Below are 13,179 nucleotides of genomic sequence, written 5' to 3' on the forward strand. Positions count from 1 at the left end.
GCATGAGCGACCGGTTACGTCTTACCGTCCTCGGCTGCGGCTCATCGCCGGGCACGCCACGCATCACCGGCGACTGGGGCAATTGCGATCCCGCGAACCCCCGGAACCGGCGCACGCGCACCGCAGCGCTTGTCGAGCGGATCGCGGCGAGTGGCGCCCGGACCACGGTCGTCATCGACACCGGCCCGGATTTCCGCGAGCAGATGCTGCTGGCATCCGTCAAGCGCATCGATGCGGTGGTCTATACACATCCGCATGCCGACCATATCCACGGCATCGACGATTTGCGCGGCTTCGTGCTCGAGCAGCGCCACCGGATCGACATCCATGCCGATCAGGCCACCATGCTGCGCCTACGCGAGGCGTTCCACTACTGTTTCGAAACACCGAAAGGCAGTTCGTATCCGCCGATCGTCAATGCCCATATCATCGACCACCACAGGCCGGTGGTGATCGAAGGCGAGGGCGGCGCCCTCACCCTCGAACCGCTGCTGCAGCTCCATGGCGACATCACCTCGCTGGGTTTCCGCATCGGCGGGCTGGCTTATTGCCCTGACGTCAGCGACTTTCCGGAGGCGACCGCCAAGCGTTTGCGCGGGCTGGACATGCTGGTCATCGACGCGCTGCAATACACCGTCCATCCGAGCCATCTGTCGCTTGGCCAGGCGCTTGGCTGGATCGAAGGACTGGCGCCGAAGAACGCGGTGCTGACGCATATGCATGTTCCGCTCGACTACGCCACGGTAATGGCCGAGACGCCGGCCAACGTCGAGCCTGCTTATGACGGCATGACGATCGAAATCCCTTACGAATCAGCGTGAAAGACCAAGATTTTATGGCCTGGGTTCCCGAGTTGGATCTCGCGAGGTGCTAGCTTCACGTCACATCCAATCGGCCATGCCAGTTCCATAATCTATCTTATGCGACTACGCCTATAGCATCCGATGGCGGCGAGATCAGGCCGGTCACTCGTAGACGTTCGCAACAGCGCTGTGGGGCAACGGGCATGCTAGGATTGCGAATCATGAAGACGCTTCCGCTGCTTGCAGGTCTTGCCCTCACCCTCGCCTGCGCGCTCACCGATGCGCGAGCTCAGGATGTCAGTCGTACGCCAGGCGAGAACGACCTGGCTTTCGCCAAACGTGTTGTTGGGTTCGCCGACAATGCTGATCCGCACACCACAGCCGTGAGCTGGAACGGCCTCCAGACACTCTTCGTCGATTACCAGACCGCCGAGGACTATCCGGAACGCCCGCTCGTCGCGCTGCAACGGCTAGCTGACAACAGATATCGCGCAATCCAGGTCACGCTCGGTGAACAAGAGGGCGACACACCGGACATCGCGCTCGGCCTCGCCAACGCCGACCACGACCCGGCAAAGGAACTGATCGTGATACTTTCCTGGGCTCAGATGCACTACGATGTCGAAGGGACGCTCTACGAAGTTCGCATCTTCGATGGCCCCAAGCCAGGCCAGAAGGCGCTGACTCAATTGAAAGCGAGCCGGAAGTTCGACGCCACATGCGACTGCCATTGGCGCGACGGCACAACGAAGCACTTCCGCTTCAAGACGATCGCAGCGGTCAAGGCTGAACTGAAGCGCCTGGGTTATTAGCCGCCGGCGAGGGCTCGCTTCCCGGATGTTGCCCTCGCCATCTCGCCTATGCTTACCCGCAATCGTCCCCAGCGCCGGTACAGGCACAGTCTGGGTCGCTCATCAGAACTCCATATCACCGAAGTCACCGCCATTGTCGGAGCTGGCATCGCCTGCCTGATCGGCTTCGTCCGGCTGCGGCGTCGGCTGTTCAGCTGCCTTCGCTTCGCTGCCGCCAAACACGCCGGCGATCGCGTTGCCGAGCAGCACGCCGCCCGCCACGCCCATCGCGGTCTGCGCGGCGCCGGCAAGAAAACCGCCGCCTGCCCGCTGTGGCGTGTCCTGCGGCCCTTCAGTTGCAACGGAGGCGGTGCGCCCTACCCGCGGCACCGAGCCTGAGCGCCTGCCGCCGCTGCGGCCGAAGAAGCCGCTGAGCGGTCCACCGCCGGCCGGCTGCCGCGCCTGCTCCTCCAGTTCTTCTATGCGCGCCTGAGCTGCGTTCAGGGCCTGCTCCTGCACCACGATCGTCTGGGCCATGTAATATGGCGCCCCAGGCTGCTGGGTGATCTGGTCCTGGATGAAGCGCTCTGCTTCGGCATCGCGCCGGGGCGCCTGGCGCTCGGCGCTTGCCAACTTCTCGAAGGGCTGTCCGATCGCTTGCTGATCGTTTCTGTCCATGATGTCCAACTCCGGTCTTGGTTCAACGCCGGCTATTCGCGCTCGCCGGTGAAGTTCAACAGCAGTTGGAAGATGTTGATGAAGTTCAGATAGAGCGAGAATGCACCGAAGACAGCGAGTTTCTGCTGTGATTCCGCGCCGAAGTTTTCCGCATACTGCTCTTTGATCGTCTGGGTATCCCAGGCGGTGAGGCCGATGAAGACGGCGATGCCGATCACAGAGATCGCGAATTGGAGCGCGGTCGAGCCCAGGAAGATATTGACGATGCTGGCGATCACCACGCCTATCAGGCCCATGATCAGGAACGACGAAAACTGCGTCAGGTCGCGTTTGGTCGTGTACCCGTAAAGGCTGGTCGCGCCGAACATGGTGGCGGCGATGAAGAAGGTGCGTGCGATGCTGGTGCCGGTAAAGACCAGGAACACGGAAGCCAGCGACAGGCCCATGACCGCGCAGAATGCCCAGAACATCGCCTGGGCGCCGGCTGCCGACATCGCCTGCATCCGAAACGAGAACAAGAGCACAAAGGCCAGCGGGGCCAGCATCACCACCCATTTCAGCGGTGTGGAGAAGATCGGCACGTAAAGAGCGGGCGTGGAAGCCACCACGAACGCGATCACGCCCGTAACGACGAGGCCAAGGCCCATATAGTTATAGACGCGCAGCATGTGCCGGCGCAGGCCTTCATCGTAGACGGCTCCGGCTCGGGCTCCGGCCCCGATATATCCGAGATTGTTCATGTGGTTCTCCTTCTTGCAGGTCGATCAGTAAAGCGTTTTGGCGAGGGCTTCGGCCGTGCGATCGAGACCGCCGACATCGCTGCGTCCGACGACCGCGTAGGCGACCTCGCCGATCTGGAAATAAGCCGAGGAAACTTCGCCCGAGGGAACGACGGTCGGCTTGACGACGTCGAATGTTCCGGGCCTGATCGCGAACAACGAGACCAGCCCCATCTCTTTCGTCTCGACAGCCATCTCGACGCTCGGTCCGAATTGCGATGGATAGATCTGCACGTCACGGACCGTCCAGTCCGGTGGCAGCGATGGCATCACGATCGCCGTCGCGGCGCGGATTTCGTCGGCATTGTAGCCGGGTGCTTCGGGTTGCGACGACATCGCCTCGCGCACGAGCGTCGTGCGGTGCGCCCGGACCGCATCCTCCACATAGGCCGGCGGATGGGTCGAAGCGACGACTTCCGTCACCGATATCGGTCCGATGAGCCCGTTCGCAAGCCAGCCGGCAGCGACGAAGACAGCAACTGCCGCAGCTCGCTGCAAAGCACCAAGGACGCGGCCGCGCGCCAATCCCCGCTCCAGCCGCCGTGCAGCATCGGCCGTCGCGGGCCGCGCCATGCCTTTCGATCCGGCAAGCGCCACGCGCAATTCGTGACGCATCCGTAAGTCGGACATCACCCGCGCGGCCGCGTCCGGGCGGGCCGAAAGGAACGCCTCGACCTCGATGCGACGAGTCACGTCCAGCTGATCGTCGACATAGGCGTCGAGATCAGTGTCGGTGACGGGATCGCGCAGTTGGTTCATGATCCACCTCCGACGATCTTCAGATGGCCTTTCGCGCGTGCCGGCACCGCGTCCTCCATCTCGCGCAGGGCCGCACGCGCCCTGCCGATGCGCGACATCAGCGTGCCAAGCGGCACGCCACTCACCTCAGCGGCCTGGCTGTAGCTAAGCCCCTCGATGGCGACGAGATGCAACGCCGAACGCTGCTCCTCCGGCAATTCGAAAAACGCTTCGCGCACCTGCGCCAGACGGACCGAATGTTCCTGCGGCGCCGGGACATTCGCCTCGGCGAGATAGCCGGCCTGTTCGATGCGCATTGCTTCGGATTTGCGGGACCGCAGACCGTCGATGAATGCATTATGGACGATCGACAGCAGCCATACGCGAAGATTTCCGCCGGAGCGGAAGCTGCCGCGTCGCTCATAGGCACGCACCAGCGCATCATGCACCAGATCCTCTGCATCGGCGCTGTCGCGCGTCAGCGAGCGTGCATAGCGGCGCAGCGAACCGAGCTGTCCCAGAATATCGAAGCGTGGCATCGGCCGTTTCATGTCCTGTTTACGGAGCAGGTCGGGATGTTAATCCCGCTCTCCCCGAAATTTTCTTACGGCTCGCCGCGTTCTCGTCCTGGGAGATATCGGGCCCGCTCTCGCCCGCCAGATAGTATCGGCCGCCTTCGAGGCAAACCGGCGCCGAGTTGGCGCATATGAAACTGCTGGCAAAGCACGGCCGGTTTGCGTATCACTCCGCCGCCAACGGAACCTTATCGATGTTCGAAAATCTCCAGCCCGCGCCTGCCGACAAGATCCTGGCCTTGATCGGCCTCTATCGCGCCGACCCGCGTCCCGACAAGGTCGATCTTGGGGTCGGCGTCTATAAGGATCGCGACGGCAAGACGCCGGTGATGCGCGCGGTGCGCGAAGCCGAAAAGCGGCTGTTGCAGGGCCAGGATACCAAGACCTATCTCGGCCTTGCCGGCGATACCGCCTTCAACGCGGCGATGGCCAAGTTGGTGTTCGGCCCAGCCGCCGACATGACGCGCATTCGTGCGGCGCAGGCGCCAGGCGGCTCCGGCGCGCTGCGGCTGGTAGCAGAGCTGCTGAAAAGGACCCGCACCGACGCGATGGTCTGGCTGTCGGATCCGACATGGCCGAACCACATGCCGGTGATGCGCGCCGCTGGCCTGCAGATACGCGAATATCCCTATTTCGACGCTGCTTCTGGTGCGGTTCGCTTCGACGACATGCTGAATGCATTGAGAACCGCGAATCCTGGCGACGTCGTATTGTTGCATGGCTGCTGCCATAACCCGACAGGCGCCAATCTAGACATCTCGCAATGGGCTGCCATTGCCGATCTTGTCGTTGAGCGCGGCCTGCTGCCCTTTGTCGACATCGCCTATCAGGGCTTTGGCGAGGGACTTGATGCGGATGCCGCCGGCTTGCGCCTTCTGGCGGCAAAAGTTCCGGAAATGGTCGTTGCCTCCAGCTGCTCGAAGAACTTTGCCGTCTATCGCGACCGAGTCGGTGCAGCGCTGATCATGGCGAAAGGTGGCGCGCAGGCGGATTTGGCGATGGGCCAGATGCTGTCGGCGGCGCGCGCAATGTATTCGATGCCGCCGGACCACGGCGCGGCGGCGGTGCGCATCGTGCTTGAAGACCCCGCATTGCGTTCCGACTGGGAGGCAGAGCTTGAAGAGATGCGGCTGCGCATGCTGCGGCTGCGCGTCCAGTTCGCCGAGGCGCTGCGGCGGCAGTCCAACTCCGACCGTTTCGATTTCGTCGCCAGCCATCGCGGCATGTTTTCCCGGCTTGGCCTGTCGGAAGCGCAAGTCGAGCGGCTGCGCGCCGAGCATGCCATCTATATGGTCGGCGACAGCCGCATCAACGTTGCCGGCCTGCCCGAGGACGGCATGGATGCGCTCGCCAAGGCGATAGTCTCCGTGCTCGACTGATGCTTTTGCTAACTAGGATCTTCCGGAAACCGGCTTCCACTTTCGTATCATGGTCTGGCGGCCCGTCTGTGGACAAGGCGCCCTCACCGGCTGAAGCCGTTGGCCGCACAGCCGTGTACAGGATAGCGTTTCCCAGATGAAACCCTCGAAAGACATTTCCCGACTGATCGAGATCATGGCAGCGCTGCGGGCGCCGGAAACCGGCTGCCCGTGGGATATCGAGCAGGACTTTTCGACAATCGCGCCGTACACGATCGAGGAAGCCTACGAAGTGGCGGACGCCATTGCGCGTGGCGATCTGGACGATCTGCGGGATGAACTCGGCGATCTCCTGCTGCAAGTGGTCTACCACGCGCAAATGGCCGAGGAGGCCGGCGAATTTTCATTCGGCGATGTGGTCCTGGCCATCACCACAAAAATGATCCGCCGCCACCCCCATGTCTTCGGCGACGACAAGGCGCGCAGCGCCAGCATGGCCAAGGGCATGTGGGAAAAGATCAAGGCAGAGGAAAAGGCGGAGAAGCGCAGTGCGCGCCTCGCCCGTGGGCTCGACCCGGAAGACCATGGCAAGGGCTTTCTCGACAGCGTGCCGGTCGCCCTGCCCGCGCTGACCCGGGCGCTCAAGCTGCAGGAAAAGGCCGCCCGCGTCGGCTTCGACTGGAGCGAGGCGGCACCGATCCTCGATAAGATCGAGGAGGAGATTGGCGAATTGCGCGAAGCGCTGGCCAAAGGCGACAGCGCGCCGATCAAGGATGAGTTCGGCGACATGCTGTTTGCGGTCGTCAATCTCGGCCGGCACCTCAAAATTGATTCCGAAGCGGCACTCAGCGGCACCAACGAAAAATTTCGGTCGCGCTTCCACTATGTCGAGCGGACGCTGCAAGCGTCGGGAAACAGCCTTGAAGAGGCAACGCTGGACGAGATGGAAGCGCTCTGGCAGCAGGCAAAAAGCGCGAAGTAAACGCCCCTACCCATTGTTTTGACGGCGCAATCGGCTTTCGATCTCCTGCCGGGCGCTGTGCGTGGCCTTGAGCGCGATGGTCACGCTGCCATCCTCATTGTCATCACGCGAGACGATGTCGCCGTTGCGGTAAAGCCAGTCGACGACGCCGAGTTGGTCAGGCTTGAGTGTGACGGTGAACGTCTCCAGTTCGCCCGACATCATCGTCTCGATGATCGCCTTCAGCGCATCGATGCCCTCGCCGGTCACCGCCGATATGGCGATCGGCGGTGCCTTCTTGCCGGCAGCACCGTCGGCAAGCAGCCGCGCCCGGTTGCCCTCGTCGAGCCGGTCGATCTTGTTCCATACTTCGATGACGCGCTTGCTATCGCGGGCATCGACGCCGAGATCGGCAAGGATGCGCTCGACATCTTCGGCCTGCGCGGCCGTATCGGGATCGGAGATGTCGCGCAGATGAATGACGAGGTCTGCCTCGACCACTTCCTCCAGCGTCGCCCTGAAGGCCGCGACCAGATGCGTTGGCAGGTCGGAAATGAAGCCGACCGTATCGGAAAGGATGATCGGCGTGCCGTGCGGCAGACGCACGCGGCGCAGCGTCGGGTCGAGCGTGGCAAACAGCATGTCTTCGGCCAGCACCCCTGCTCCAGTCAGCCGGTTGAACAGAGTCGACTTGCCGGCATTGGTGTAGCCGACGATCGCCACCACCGGAAATGGCACCTTCTTGCGCTTGGCGCGGTGCAGGTCGCGGGTGCGGCGCACAGTTTCGAGCTCGTGCTTCAGCTTGGTGATCTTGTCCTGCAGCACACGCCGATCCGACTCGATCTGGGTCTCGCCAGGGCCGCCGAGAAAGCCGGCGCCGCCACGCTGGCGCTCGAGGTGGGTCCAGCTCCGCACAAGGCGGCCTTTCTGGTAGTTGAGATGGGCAAGATCGACCTGCAGCGTGCCTTCCTTGGTGCGGGCGCGCTCGCCGAAAATCTCCAGGATCAGCCCGGTGCGGTCGAGCACCTTGGCGTTCAACTCTTTTTCGAGGTTGCGCTGCTGTACCGGGGTCAGCGGATGATCGACAATGACCACTTCCGCGTGGCCCTCTTTGACGATCTCAGCGAACTCCGCCACCTTGCCGCTGCCGAGCAAGGTCGCCGGGCGTGGATCGTTGACGGTCACCACCGCCGTGTGGACCAGGTCGAGGTCGATGGCGCTGGCGAGGCCGACGGCCTCGTCGCGACGAGCCTCGGCGGAACGGGTCAGGCGGGGGCGGTTGGTGTCGTCGTCGCCACGCGGCTGCCGGGTAAGCACCGGCACGATTACCACCGCCCGGGTCGGGCCGTTGGCCTCTGTCCCGGTCTGATGTGCTGGTTTTCCGCGAACGCGGCGGTCCGCGTCTTTCTCACGTGCCAATCAGGCGCCCTGGCTTTCCTCACCATCGAACATCTGAACCGGCTGGCTCGGCATGATCGTGGAAATAGCGTGCTTGTAGACAAGCTGGGAATGGCCGTCGCGACGCAGCAGAACGCAGAAATTGTCGAACGAAGTGACCACGCCGGTCAGCTTCACGCCGTTGATGAGAAAGATGGTGAGTGGATTTTTGCTCTTGCGAACTGAATTCAGGAACAGGTCCTGAAGATTTTGCGATCGTTCCGCCATTGTTCTTGTCTTTCGCCGATCCCCTTCGGTTTGCAGGCCAATGCGCCAAATTAGCCGGCACATGTCAAGCACGCAAACACCATCTTGCCGTCAGTAACGACAAGCAGAACGAGATATATTGATGTTCATTCCATCTGTGCGGTTATCAGGCTGGACTTTTTTCCGCAACGTCAAAAAAGGCCTGCCGTAATGAAACTGTTATCGAGCCCGGGTGGCCGTTGGCGACGGGAGCGCCATCGATCGCCACCACCGGCATGGCAATCGTGGTCGCGGAGCTGATGAAAACCTCGCGCGCGGCCTTGGCTTCGGCCACCGAAAAACCGCGCTCCTCGATCTTCAGGCCGAGCTTGGCGGCCACGTCGAACAGCGTCGTACGGGTGATGCCGCGCAGGATGCCGTGCTCGGCCGGCCGCGTCACCAGCACGCCATCCCCGGTGATGATCCAGGCGTTCGACGATCCACCTTCCTTGATGGTGCCGTCGACATCGACGAACCAGGCCTCCTGAGCGCCGGCTTCCTTGGCTTTCTGCTTGGCCAGCACGTTCGGCAACAGGCCGACCGACTTGATATCGACCCGATCCCACCGGTTCTCCGGCACCGTGATGATCCGGATCCCGCTCTCGGCCCGCTTCGCGGCAGCTGCAGGATCGGCTTTTCTGGCGGTCACCACCAGCGACGGCTTCGTGCCCGCTGGCGGGAAGAAAAACTCGCGGCTGGCGACACCGCGTGTCACCTGGACATAGACCAGGCCGTCAACGACACGGTTGCGGCGCACCACCTCGCGCATGACGAGCGGCAGCACGCTGCGCGTGACCGGCCAATCGATCGAGAGTTCGGTGAGCGAGCGGTTCAATCGGGCGAGATGGCGCGGCATGTCGACGATGAAGCCTCGTGCCACCTCGCAGACCTCGTAGACGCCGTCGGCGAATTGATAACCACGGTCCTCGATATGCACGGAAGCTTCGGCGTGAGCGACGTAGCGCCCGTTCACATACGCAATGCGCGGCATGGCTAATCCCTGAGAGAAGTCCAGCCTTCTTATGCGATTCCAAGACCGCCGTAACCGATAATTGCGTGGGCCACGACTGGTTTGGCTGTCAGACGCCCAGCGACTTCAGCTTGCGGTGCAATGCAGAGCGTTCCATGCCGATAAACTCTGCCGTCTTCGAGATGTTGCCGCCAAAACGGTTGATCTGGGCGATCAGATAATCCTTTTCGAATTGTTCGCGCGCTTCCCGCAGCGGCAGCGCCATTATGTGCTGATCGGACTTGTTTGGAGTGCGAGGCATGACGTCGCCGATCTCGGCAGGCAAGAGGTCGGCGGTGATCGGCGCATCGACATCGTCGCCGCGCGCCAGGATCATCAACCGCTCGACATTGTTGCGCAACTGGCGAACGTTGCCCGGCCAGTTGTGCGCCTGCAGCACAGCCAGCGCGTCGTCGCCGATGCGGCGCGGCTTGATGCCGGCCTGGCGAGCGATCTGCTTCATGAAATTGTCGACCAGATAAGGAATGTCCTCGCGACGCTCGGCCAGTCCCGGCACCATGACCGGAACCACGGCCAGGCGATGATAAAGGTCCTCACGGAAACGGCCGTCGGCGATCATGGCTTCCAGGTTCTGCGAGGTCGACGAGACGATGCGCACGTCAACCTTGACCCGCTTGGTGCCCCCTACCCGCTCGAACTGCTGTTCGACCAGCACGCGTAGGATCTTGTTTTGCGTCTCGCGCGGCATGTCGGCCACTTCATCGATGTAGAGAATGCCGCGATGGGCCTCCTCCAGCGCACCGACCTTGCGTTCGACGCCGTTCGATTCGGTGCCGAACAGCTCGATCTCCATACGCTCTGGGGTGATGTTGGCGGCGCTCAGCGTCACAAACGGTGCACTCTTGCGCGCTGAGAGCGCGTGGATGGCGCGCGCCGCCAGTTCTTTGCCCGAGCCGGAGGGGCCAATGATCATGACGCGGCTGTTGGTCGGCGCGACGCGCTCGATGGTCTGGCGCAATTGGCTCATTGCCGACGACATGCCGATAAGGTCGAAAGTCTCGCCGCTGCGCAGCTTGAGATCCGAAACCTCGCGTCTCAATTTGGACGTTTCAAGCGCCCGTTCGGCAATAAGGATCAGCCTGTCGGCCTTGAACGGCTTTTCGATAAAATCATAGGCGCCGCGGCGGATGGCCGAGACCGCCGTTTCGATATTGCCGTGGCCCGAGATCATCACGACCGGCAGGTTCGGGTGCATCGTCTTGATCTCGTCCAGCAAAGCCAGGCCATCGAGCCGCGAGCCCTGCAGCCAAATGTCGAGGAAGATCAGCCTGGGTGCCCGGTCGGCAACTGCCGCCAGCGCGCTGTCGGCGTCAAACGCCGTGCGTGTTTCGTGACCTTCGTCGCTCAGGATACCGGCGACGAGTTCGCGGATGTCTTCCTCGTCATCGACGATGAGAATATCAGACGCCATTACCGACCTTTTCAGTTTCTTTTTCGTGTTCCGTCTTGCCCTCGCCGCGCATCGGAACGGTGGCGGCAACCGGCAGGATGATGCTGATCATTGCGCCCCGCCCATCGTGGAAGTCCGCTGGTGCATCGTGCAATTCGAGTCGCCCGCCATGGTCCTCCACGATCTTCTTGACGATAGCGAGGCCAAGCCCGGTGCCTTTCTCGCGTGTCGTCATATAAGGCTCGAGCAAGCGCTGCCGGTTTTCGCGCGGCAAGCCCCTGCCGTTGTCGATGACGTCGATTCGAATCGCGCCATTCTGACGCCCGGCTTGAATCCGGATTATGCCGTGCGGACGATCCTCTGCATCAAGTCCGTCGATGGCTTCGGCAGCATTCTTGATGACGTTGCCGAAAGCCTGCGCCATCAGCCGGCTGTCGAACGTGCCTTTGAGCGGCTCATTGCCGAAGACGCGCTCGAAGGTGATGTCGGCCCGGCTCACTTCGACCAGGAACGAGGCTTCGCGCAACGAATCGCGCAGATCGATGGCCTTCATTTCCGGTTTCGGCATGCGGGCGAACGCCGAGAACTCGTCGACCATGCGGCCGATGTCCTCCACTTGCCGGATGATGGTGTCGGTGCATTGATCGAAAACCTCACGGTCCTCGGTGATGACTTTGCCGTAACGCCGCTTGATACGCTCGGCCGAAAGCTGGATCGGCGTCAGTGGATTCTTGATCTCGTGGGCGATGCGTCGCGCCACGTCGGCCCATGCGGAGGAACGCTGTGCCTGGACCAGATCGGTAATGTCATCGACTGTAACGACGTAGGATTTATCCTCCGAACCGTCGTCGCCGGCTTCGATCGTGATCTGTACGTTGAAGGTCCGTTCAGTGCCGGCACGATAGAAGGTGACCTGTTCGCGATAGACCGGCTTGCCCGACTTGCGGCCGATCTCGAAGACGCGGCCGACATGCGGCAGCACGGCCGAAAGGTTCTGCCCAAGCGCTGCCGTGGCGGATATGGCCAGCATCGTTTCCGCCGAACGGTTGACGATGGTGACGATGCCATATGGATCGACGCCGATGACCCCGGCGGTGACGCCGGCAAGCACCGCCTCCGAAAAGCGCCGCCGCTCGTCGATCAAATCCTTGGCCGACAGGATCTCGTTGCGCTGCGATTTCAGCTCCATCAGCATCTTGTTGAAGGTGTCGCCGAGCGAGGCGACGTCACCGTCGGAGGGGCGGACAGGCACGGCTACGTCGAGATTGCCGGTGGCGACCTCATCGGCCGCGCCGATGAGCTGACGAATCGGCCGCACTAGGCGGTCGGCCACCGCAATGCCGGTCCAGATGGCAGACAGGATGATGATCAGCGTCAGCGACAGATAGGGAAGCGCGAAAGCCACTTGCGAGGTGCGGCGATTGTCTTCGAGACCGCGATATTCGGCGGTGTTGGATTTGACGATCTGCCGTGCCTTGATCACCTCGGGATCGACGAGGCGGATGGTGTAGAGATAGAGCCCGTCGATCTCGCGCAGCTTGACGATCGCACCCATGATGTTGCGGGTGCGCGGCTCTATCAGCACCGGCTTGCCGTCGGCAGCGCTTGCCACGGCGCCCTCAGGCGGCTCCGGCATGGCAAAGTCCGCGTCGGTCTTGGCGCTCATAACGAAGGAACCATCGGGCTTGATGAGTGCTGCGTGCGCCAGCGAGCGTCCCACCGCCTCCTTGTTCATGAGATCGAGGAACCCGGTGCGATCGAGACCGTAGAGCGTGCGCGAAGCGTCGAGGTCGTAAGCCATCGACAACGTCGTGCCCTGAAGATTTCGGGCGTTTTCCTGCACATAGGCGTCAGCGATCGACAATGACGAATTGACGATCGTCTTGGTGCGGATCTCGAACCAGCGGTCGAGGCCGATGTCGAGCGTGATCGACGCGATGATCGCCACCATGATCGCGGGGATGGCGGCGACTAGCGCAAACATCGCCACTATGCGCACATGCAGGCGCGACGCAGCCTTGCCATGCCGTCGTGCCATCAGGATGCGATGCACCTCGCGGCCGACCAGCAAGATCAGAAACAGGACGAACGCCGCATTAAGCGCAATCAGCGCCAGCGTCGTCCTCGCGTCGGGCGTGATCGGCGTCGCGCCGACCAGAATGGCGAATGAGATCGCCGCCGTCACCAGCGCACCGGCAACGGCGATCACGCCCGGCAGCGCAAGCAGCCGGCGACCGTCTCGCGCGCCCGTATTGCTGAAAAGCGATTTGCTCAGTGTCGGTGCGTGCAGGGCCATGTCGCCGTCTAGAGCCAGTGATTGCGTCGGATGTATGCAACGCATTGTGGCGATTATGCAACAAGTGTGGCCGAGACGGAAATCTTTCGGCAATCGA

At 62.4% G+C, this 13,179-nt stretch carries 13 protein-coding genes; 4 read left to right on the forward strand and 9 right to left on the reverse strand.

Annotated elements, in window-relative coordinates; all coding sequences use genetic code 11:
* Positions 1 to 2: 2 nt before the first annotated feature.
* Both NKH93_RS27795 and NKH93_RS27800 read left to right on the forward strand, forming a co-directional pair.
* The gene (locus tag NKH93_RS27795) at positions 3 to 821 is read left to right on the forward strand and encodes an MBL fold metallo-hydrolase (RefSeq protein ID WP_352973655.1); all 819 of its coding nucleotides are present in this window, start codon (positions 3 to 5) and stop codon (positions 819 to 821) included.
* A gap of 203 nt (positions 822 to 1,024) precedes the next feature.
* Entirely contained in the window at positions 1,025 to 1,615 is a 591-nt protein-coding gene (locus tag NKH93_RS27800; RefSeq protein ID WP_352778284.1) for a hypothetical protein, read from the forward strand.
* 102 nt (positions 1,616 to 1,717) lie between these two features.
* Here the strand turns inward: NKH93_RS27800 and NKH93_RS27805 are convergent, their stop codons facing one another.
* Genes NKH93_RS27805 through NKH93_RS27820 form a run of 4 tightly spaced genes read right to left on the reverse strand, consistent with a single transcriptional unit; the run spans position 1,718 to position 4,340 of the window.
* Positions 1,718 to 2,272 carry a DUF2076 domain-containing protein gene (locus NKH93_RS27805; RefSeq protein ID WP_352973656.1) on the reverse strand — a complete coding sequence of 185 codons (555 nt, stop codon included), beginning with the start codon at positions 2,270 to 2,272 and terminating at the stop codon, positions 1,718 to 1,720.
* Positions 2,273 to 2,304: 32 nt separating this feature from the next.
* Positions 2,305 to 3,012, reverse strand: coding sequence for a Bax inhibitor-1/YccA family protein (locus NKH93_RS27810; protein WP_352448927.1), 708 nt, complete (start codon positions 3,010 to 3,012; stop codon positions 2,305 to 2,307).
* 24 nt (positions 3,013 to 3,036) lie between these two features.
* Positions 3,037 to 3,810 (reverse strand): anti-sigma factor family protein, encoded by a 774-nt coding sequence (locus NKH93_RS27815; protein WP_352973657.1) that lies wholly within the window; start codon positions 3,808 to 3,810, stop codon positions 3,037 to 3,039.
* Positions 3,807 to 4,340 (reverse strand): sigma-70 family RNA polymerase sigma factor, encoded by a 534-nt coding sequence (locus NKH93_RS27820; RefSeq protein ID WP_502896504.1) that lies wholly within the window; start codon positions 4,338 to 4,340, stop codon positions 3,807 to 3,809. The genes NKH93_RS27815 and NKH93_RS27820 overlap by 4 nt, the downstream gene beginning before the upstream one ends.
* A 218-nt stretch (positions 4,341 to 4,558) precedes the next feature.
* On the opposite strand from NKH93_RS27820, the gene NKH93_RS27825 reads away from it, so the two are divergent.
* Both NKH93_RS27825 and mazG read left to right on the forward strand, forming a co-directional pair.
* On the forward strand, positions 4,559 to 5,743 hold the full coding sequence (locus NKH93_RS27825; RefSeq protein ID WP_352973658.1) for an amino acid aminotransferase: 1,185 nt from the start codon (positions 4,559 to 4,561) through the stop codon (positions 5,741 to 5,743).
* Between the two features lie 136 nt (positions 5,744 to 5,879).
* Complete coding sequence (gene mazG / locus NKH93_RS27830) at positions 5,880 to 6,704, forward strand: nucleoside triphosphate pyrophosphohydrolase (protein WP_352973659.1); 825 nt, start codon at positions 5,880 to 5,882, stop codon at positions 6,702 to 6,704.
* Between the two features lie 6 nt (positions 6,705 to 6,710).
* On the opposite strand, the gene hflX is transcribed toward mazG, so the two are convergent.
* From hflX to NKH93_RS27855, 5 genes are all read right to left on the reverse strand, one after another.
* Positions 6,711 to 8,102 (reverse strand): GTPase HflX, encoded by a 1,392-nt coding sequence (hflX, locus tag NKH93_RS27835; RefSeq protein WP_352973660.1) that lies wholly within the window; start codon positions 8,100 to 8,102, stop codon positions 6,711 to 6,713.
* Entirely contained in the window at positions 8,103 to 8,348 is a 246-nt protein-coding gene (hfq, locus tag NKH93_RS27840; protein WP_006202172.1) for an RNA chaperone Hfq, read from the reverse strand.
* A gap of 145 nt (positions 8,349 to 8,493) precedes the next feature.
* Complete coding sequence (locus tag NKH93_RS27845; RefSeq protein WP_352973661.1) at positions 8,494 to 9,357, reverse strand: D-amino-acid transaminase; 864 nt, start codon at positions 9,355 to 9,357, stop codon at positions 8,494 to 8,496.
* Positions 9,358 to 9,445: 88 nt separating this feature from the next.
* Positions 9,446 to 10,807, reverse strand: a complete 1,362-nt coding sequence (gene ntrX, locus NKH93_RS27850) for a nitrogen assimilation response regulator NtrX (protein ID WP_352471845.1) — start codon at positions 10,805 to 10,807, stop codon at positions 9,446 to 9,448.
* A complete protein-coding gene (locus NKH93_RS27855; protein WP_352928681.1) occupies positions 10,797 to 13,082 on the reverse strand; it encodes a sensor histidine kinase NtrY-like in 2,286 nt (761 codons plus the stop codon). The genes ntrX and NKH93_RS27855 overlap by 11 nt, the downstream gene beginning before the upstream one ends.
* Positions 13,083 to 13,179 lie beyond the last annotated feature (97 nt).

The organism is Mesorhizobium sp. M0954, assembly GCF_040319155.1.
GTDB lineage: Bacteria > Pseudomonadota > Alphaproteobacteria > Rhizobiales > Rhizobiaceae > Mesorhizobium.

Coding starts and splice junctions, on each gene's coding strand:
- NKH93_RS27815 (WP_352973657.1), bottom strand. CDS start 3,810: ATGAACCAACTGCGCGATCCCGTCACCGACACTGATCTCGACGCCTAT.
- hfq (WP_006202172.1), bottom strand. CDS start 8,348: ATGGCGGAACGATCGCAAAATCTTCAGGACCTGTTCCTGAATTCAGTT.
- mazG (WP_352973659.1), top strand. CDS start 5,880: ATGAAACCCTCGAAAGACATTTCCCGACTGATCGAGATCATGGCAGCG.
- NKH93_RS27825 (WP_352973658.1), top strand. CDS start 4,559: ATGTTCGAAAATCTCCAGCCCGCGCCTGCCGACAAGATCCTGGCCTTG.
- NKH93_RS27805 (WP_352973656.1), bottom strand. CDS start 2,272: ATGGACAGAAACGATCAGCAAGCGATCGGACAGCCCTTCGAGAAGTTG.
- NKH93_RS27820 (WP_502896504.1), bottom strand. CDS start 4,340: ATGAAACGGCCGATGCCACGCTTCGATATTCTGGGACAGCTCGGTTCG.
- NKH93_RS27800 (WP_352778284.1), top strand. CDS start 1,025: ATGAAGACGCTTCCGCTGCTTGCAGGTCTTGCCCTCACCCTCGCCTGC.
- ntrX (WP_352471845.1), bottom strand. CDS start 10,807: ATGGCGTCTGATATTCTCATCGTCGATGACGAGGAAGACATCCGCGAA.
- NKH93_RS27855 (WP_352928681.1), bottom strand. CDS start 13,082: ATGGCCCTGCACGCACCGACACTGAGCAAATCGCTTTTCAGCAATACG.
- NKH93_RS27810 (WP_352448927.1), bottom strand. CDS start 3,012: ATGAACAATCTCGGATATATCGGGGCCGGAGCCCGAGCCGGAGCCGTC.
- NKH93_RS27845 (WP_352973661.1), bottom strand. CDS start 9,357: ATGCCGCGCATTGCGTATGTGAACGGGCGCTACGTCGCTCACGCCGAA.
- NKH93_RS27795 (WP_352973655.1), top strand. CDS start 3: ATGAGCGACCGGTTACGTCTTACCGTCCTCGGCTGCGGCTCATCGCCG.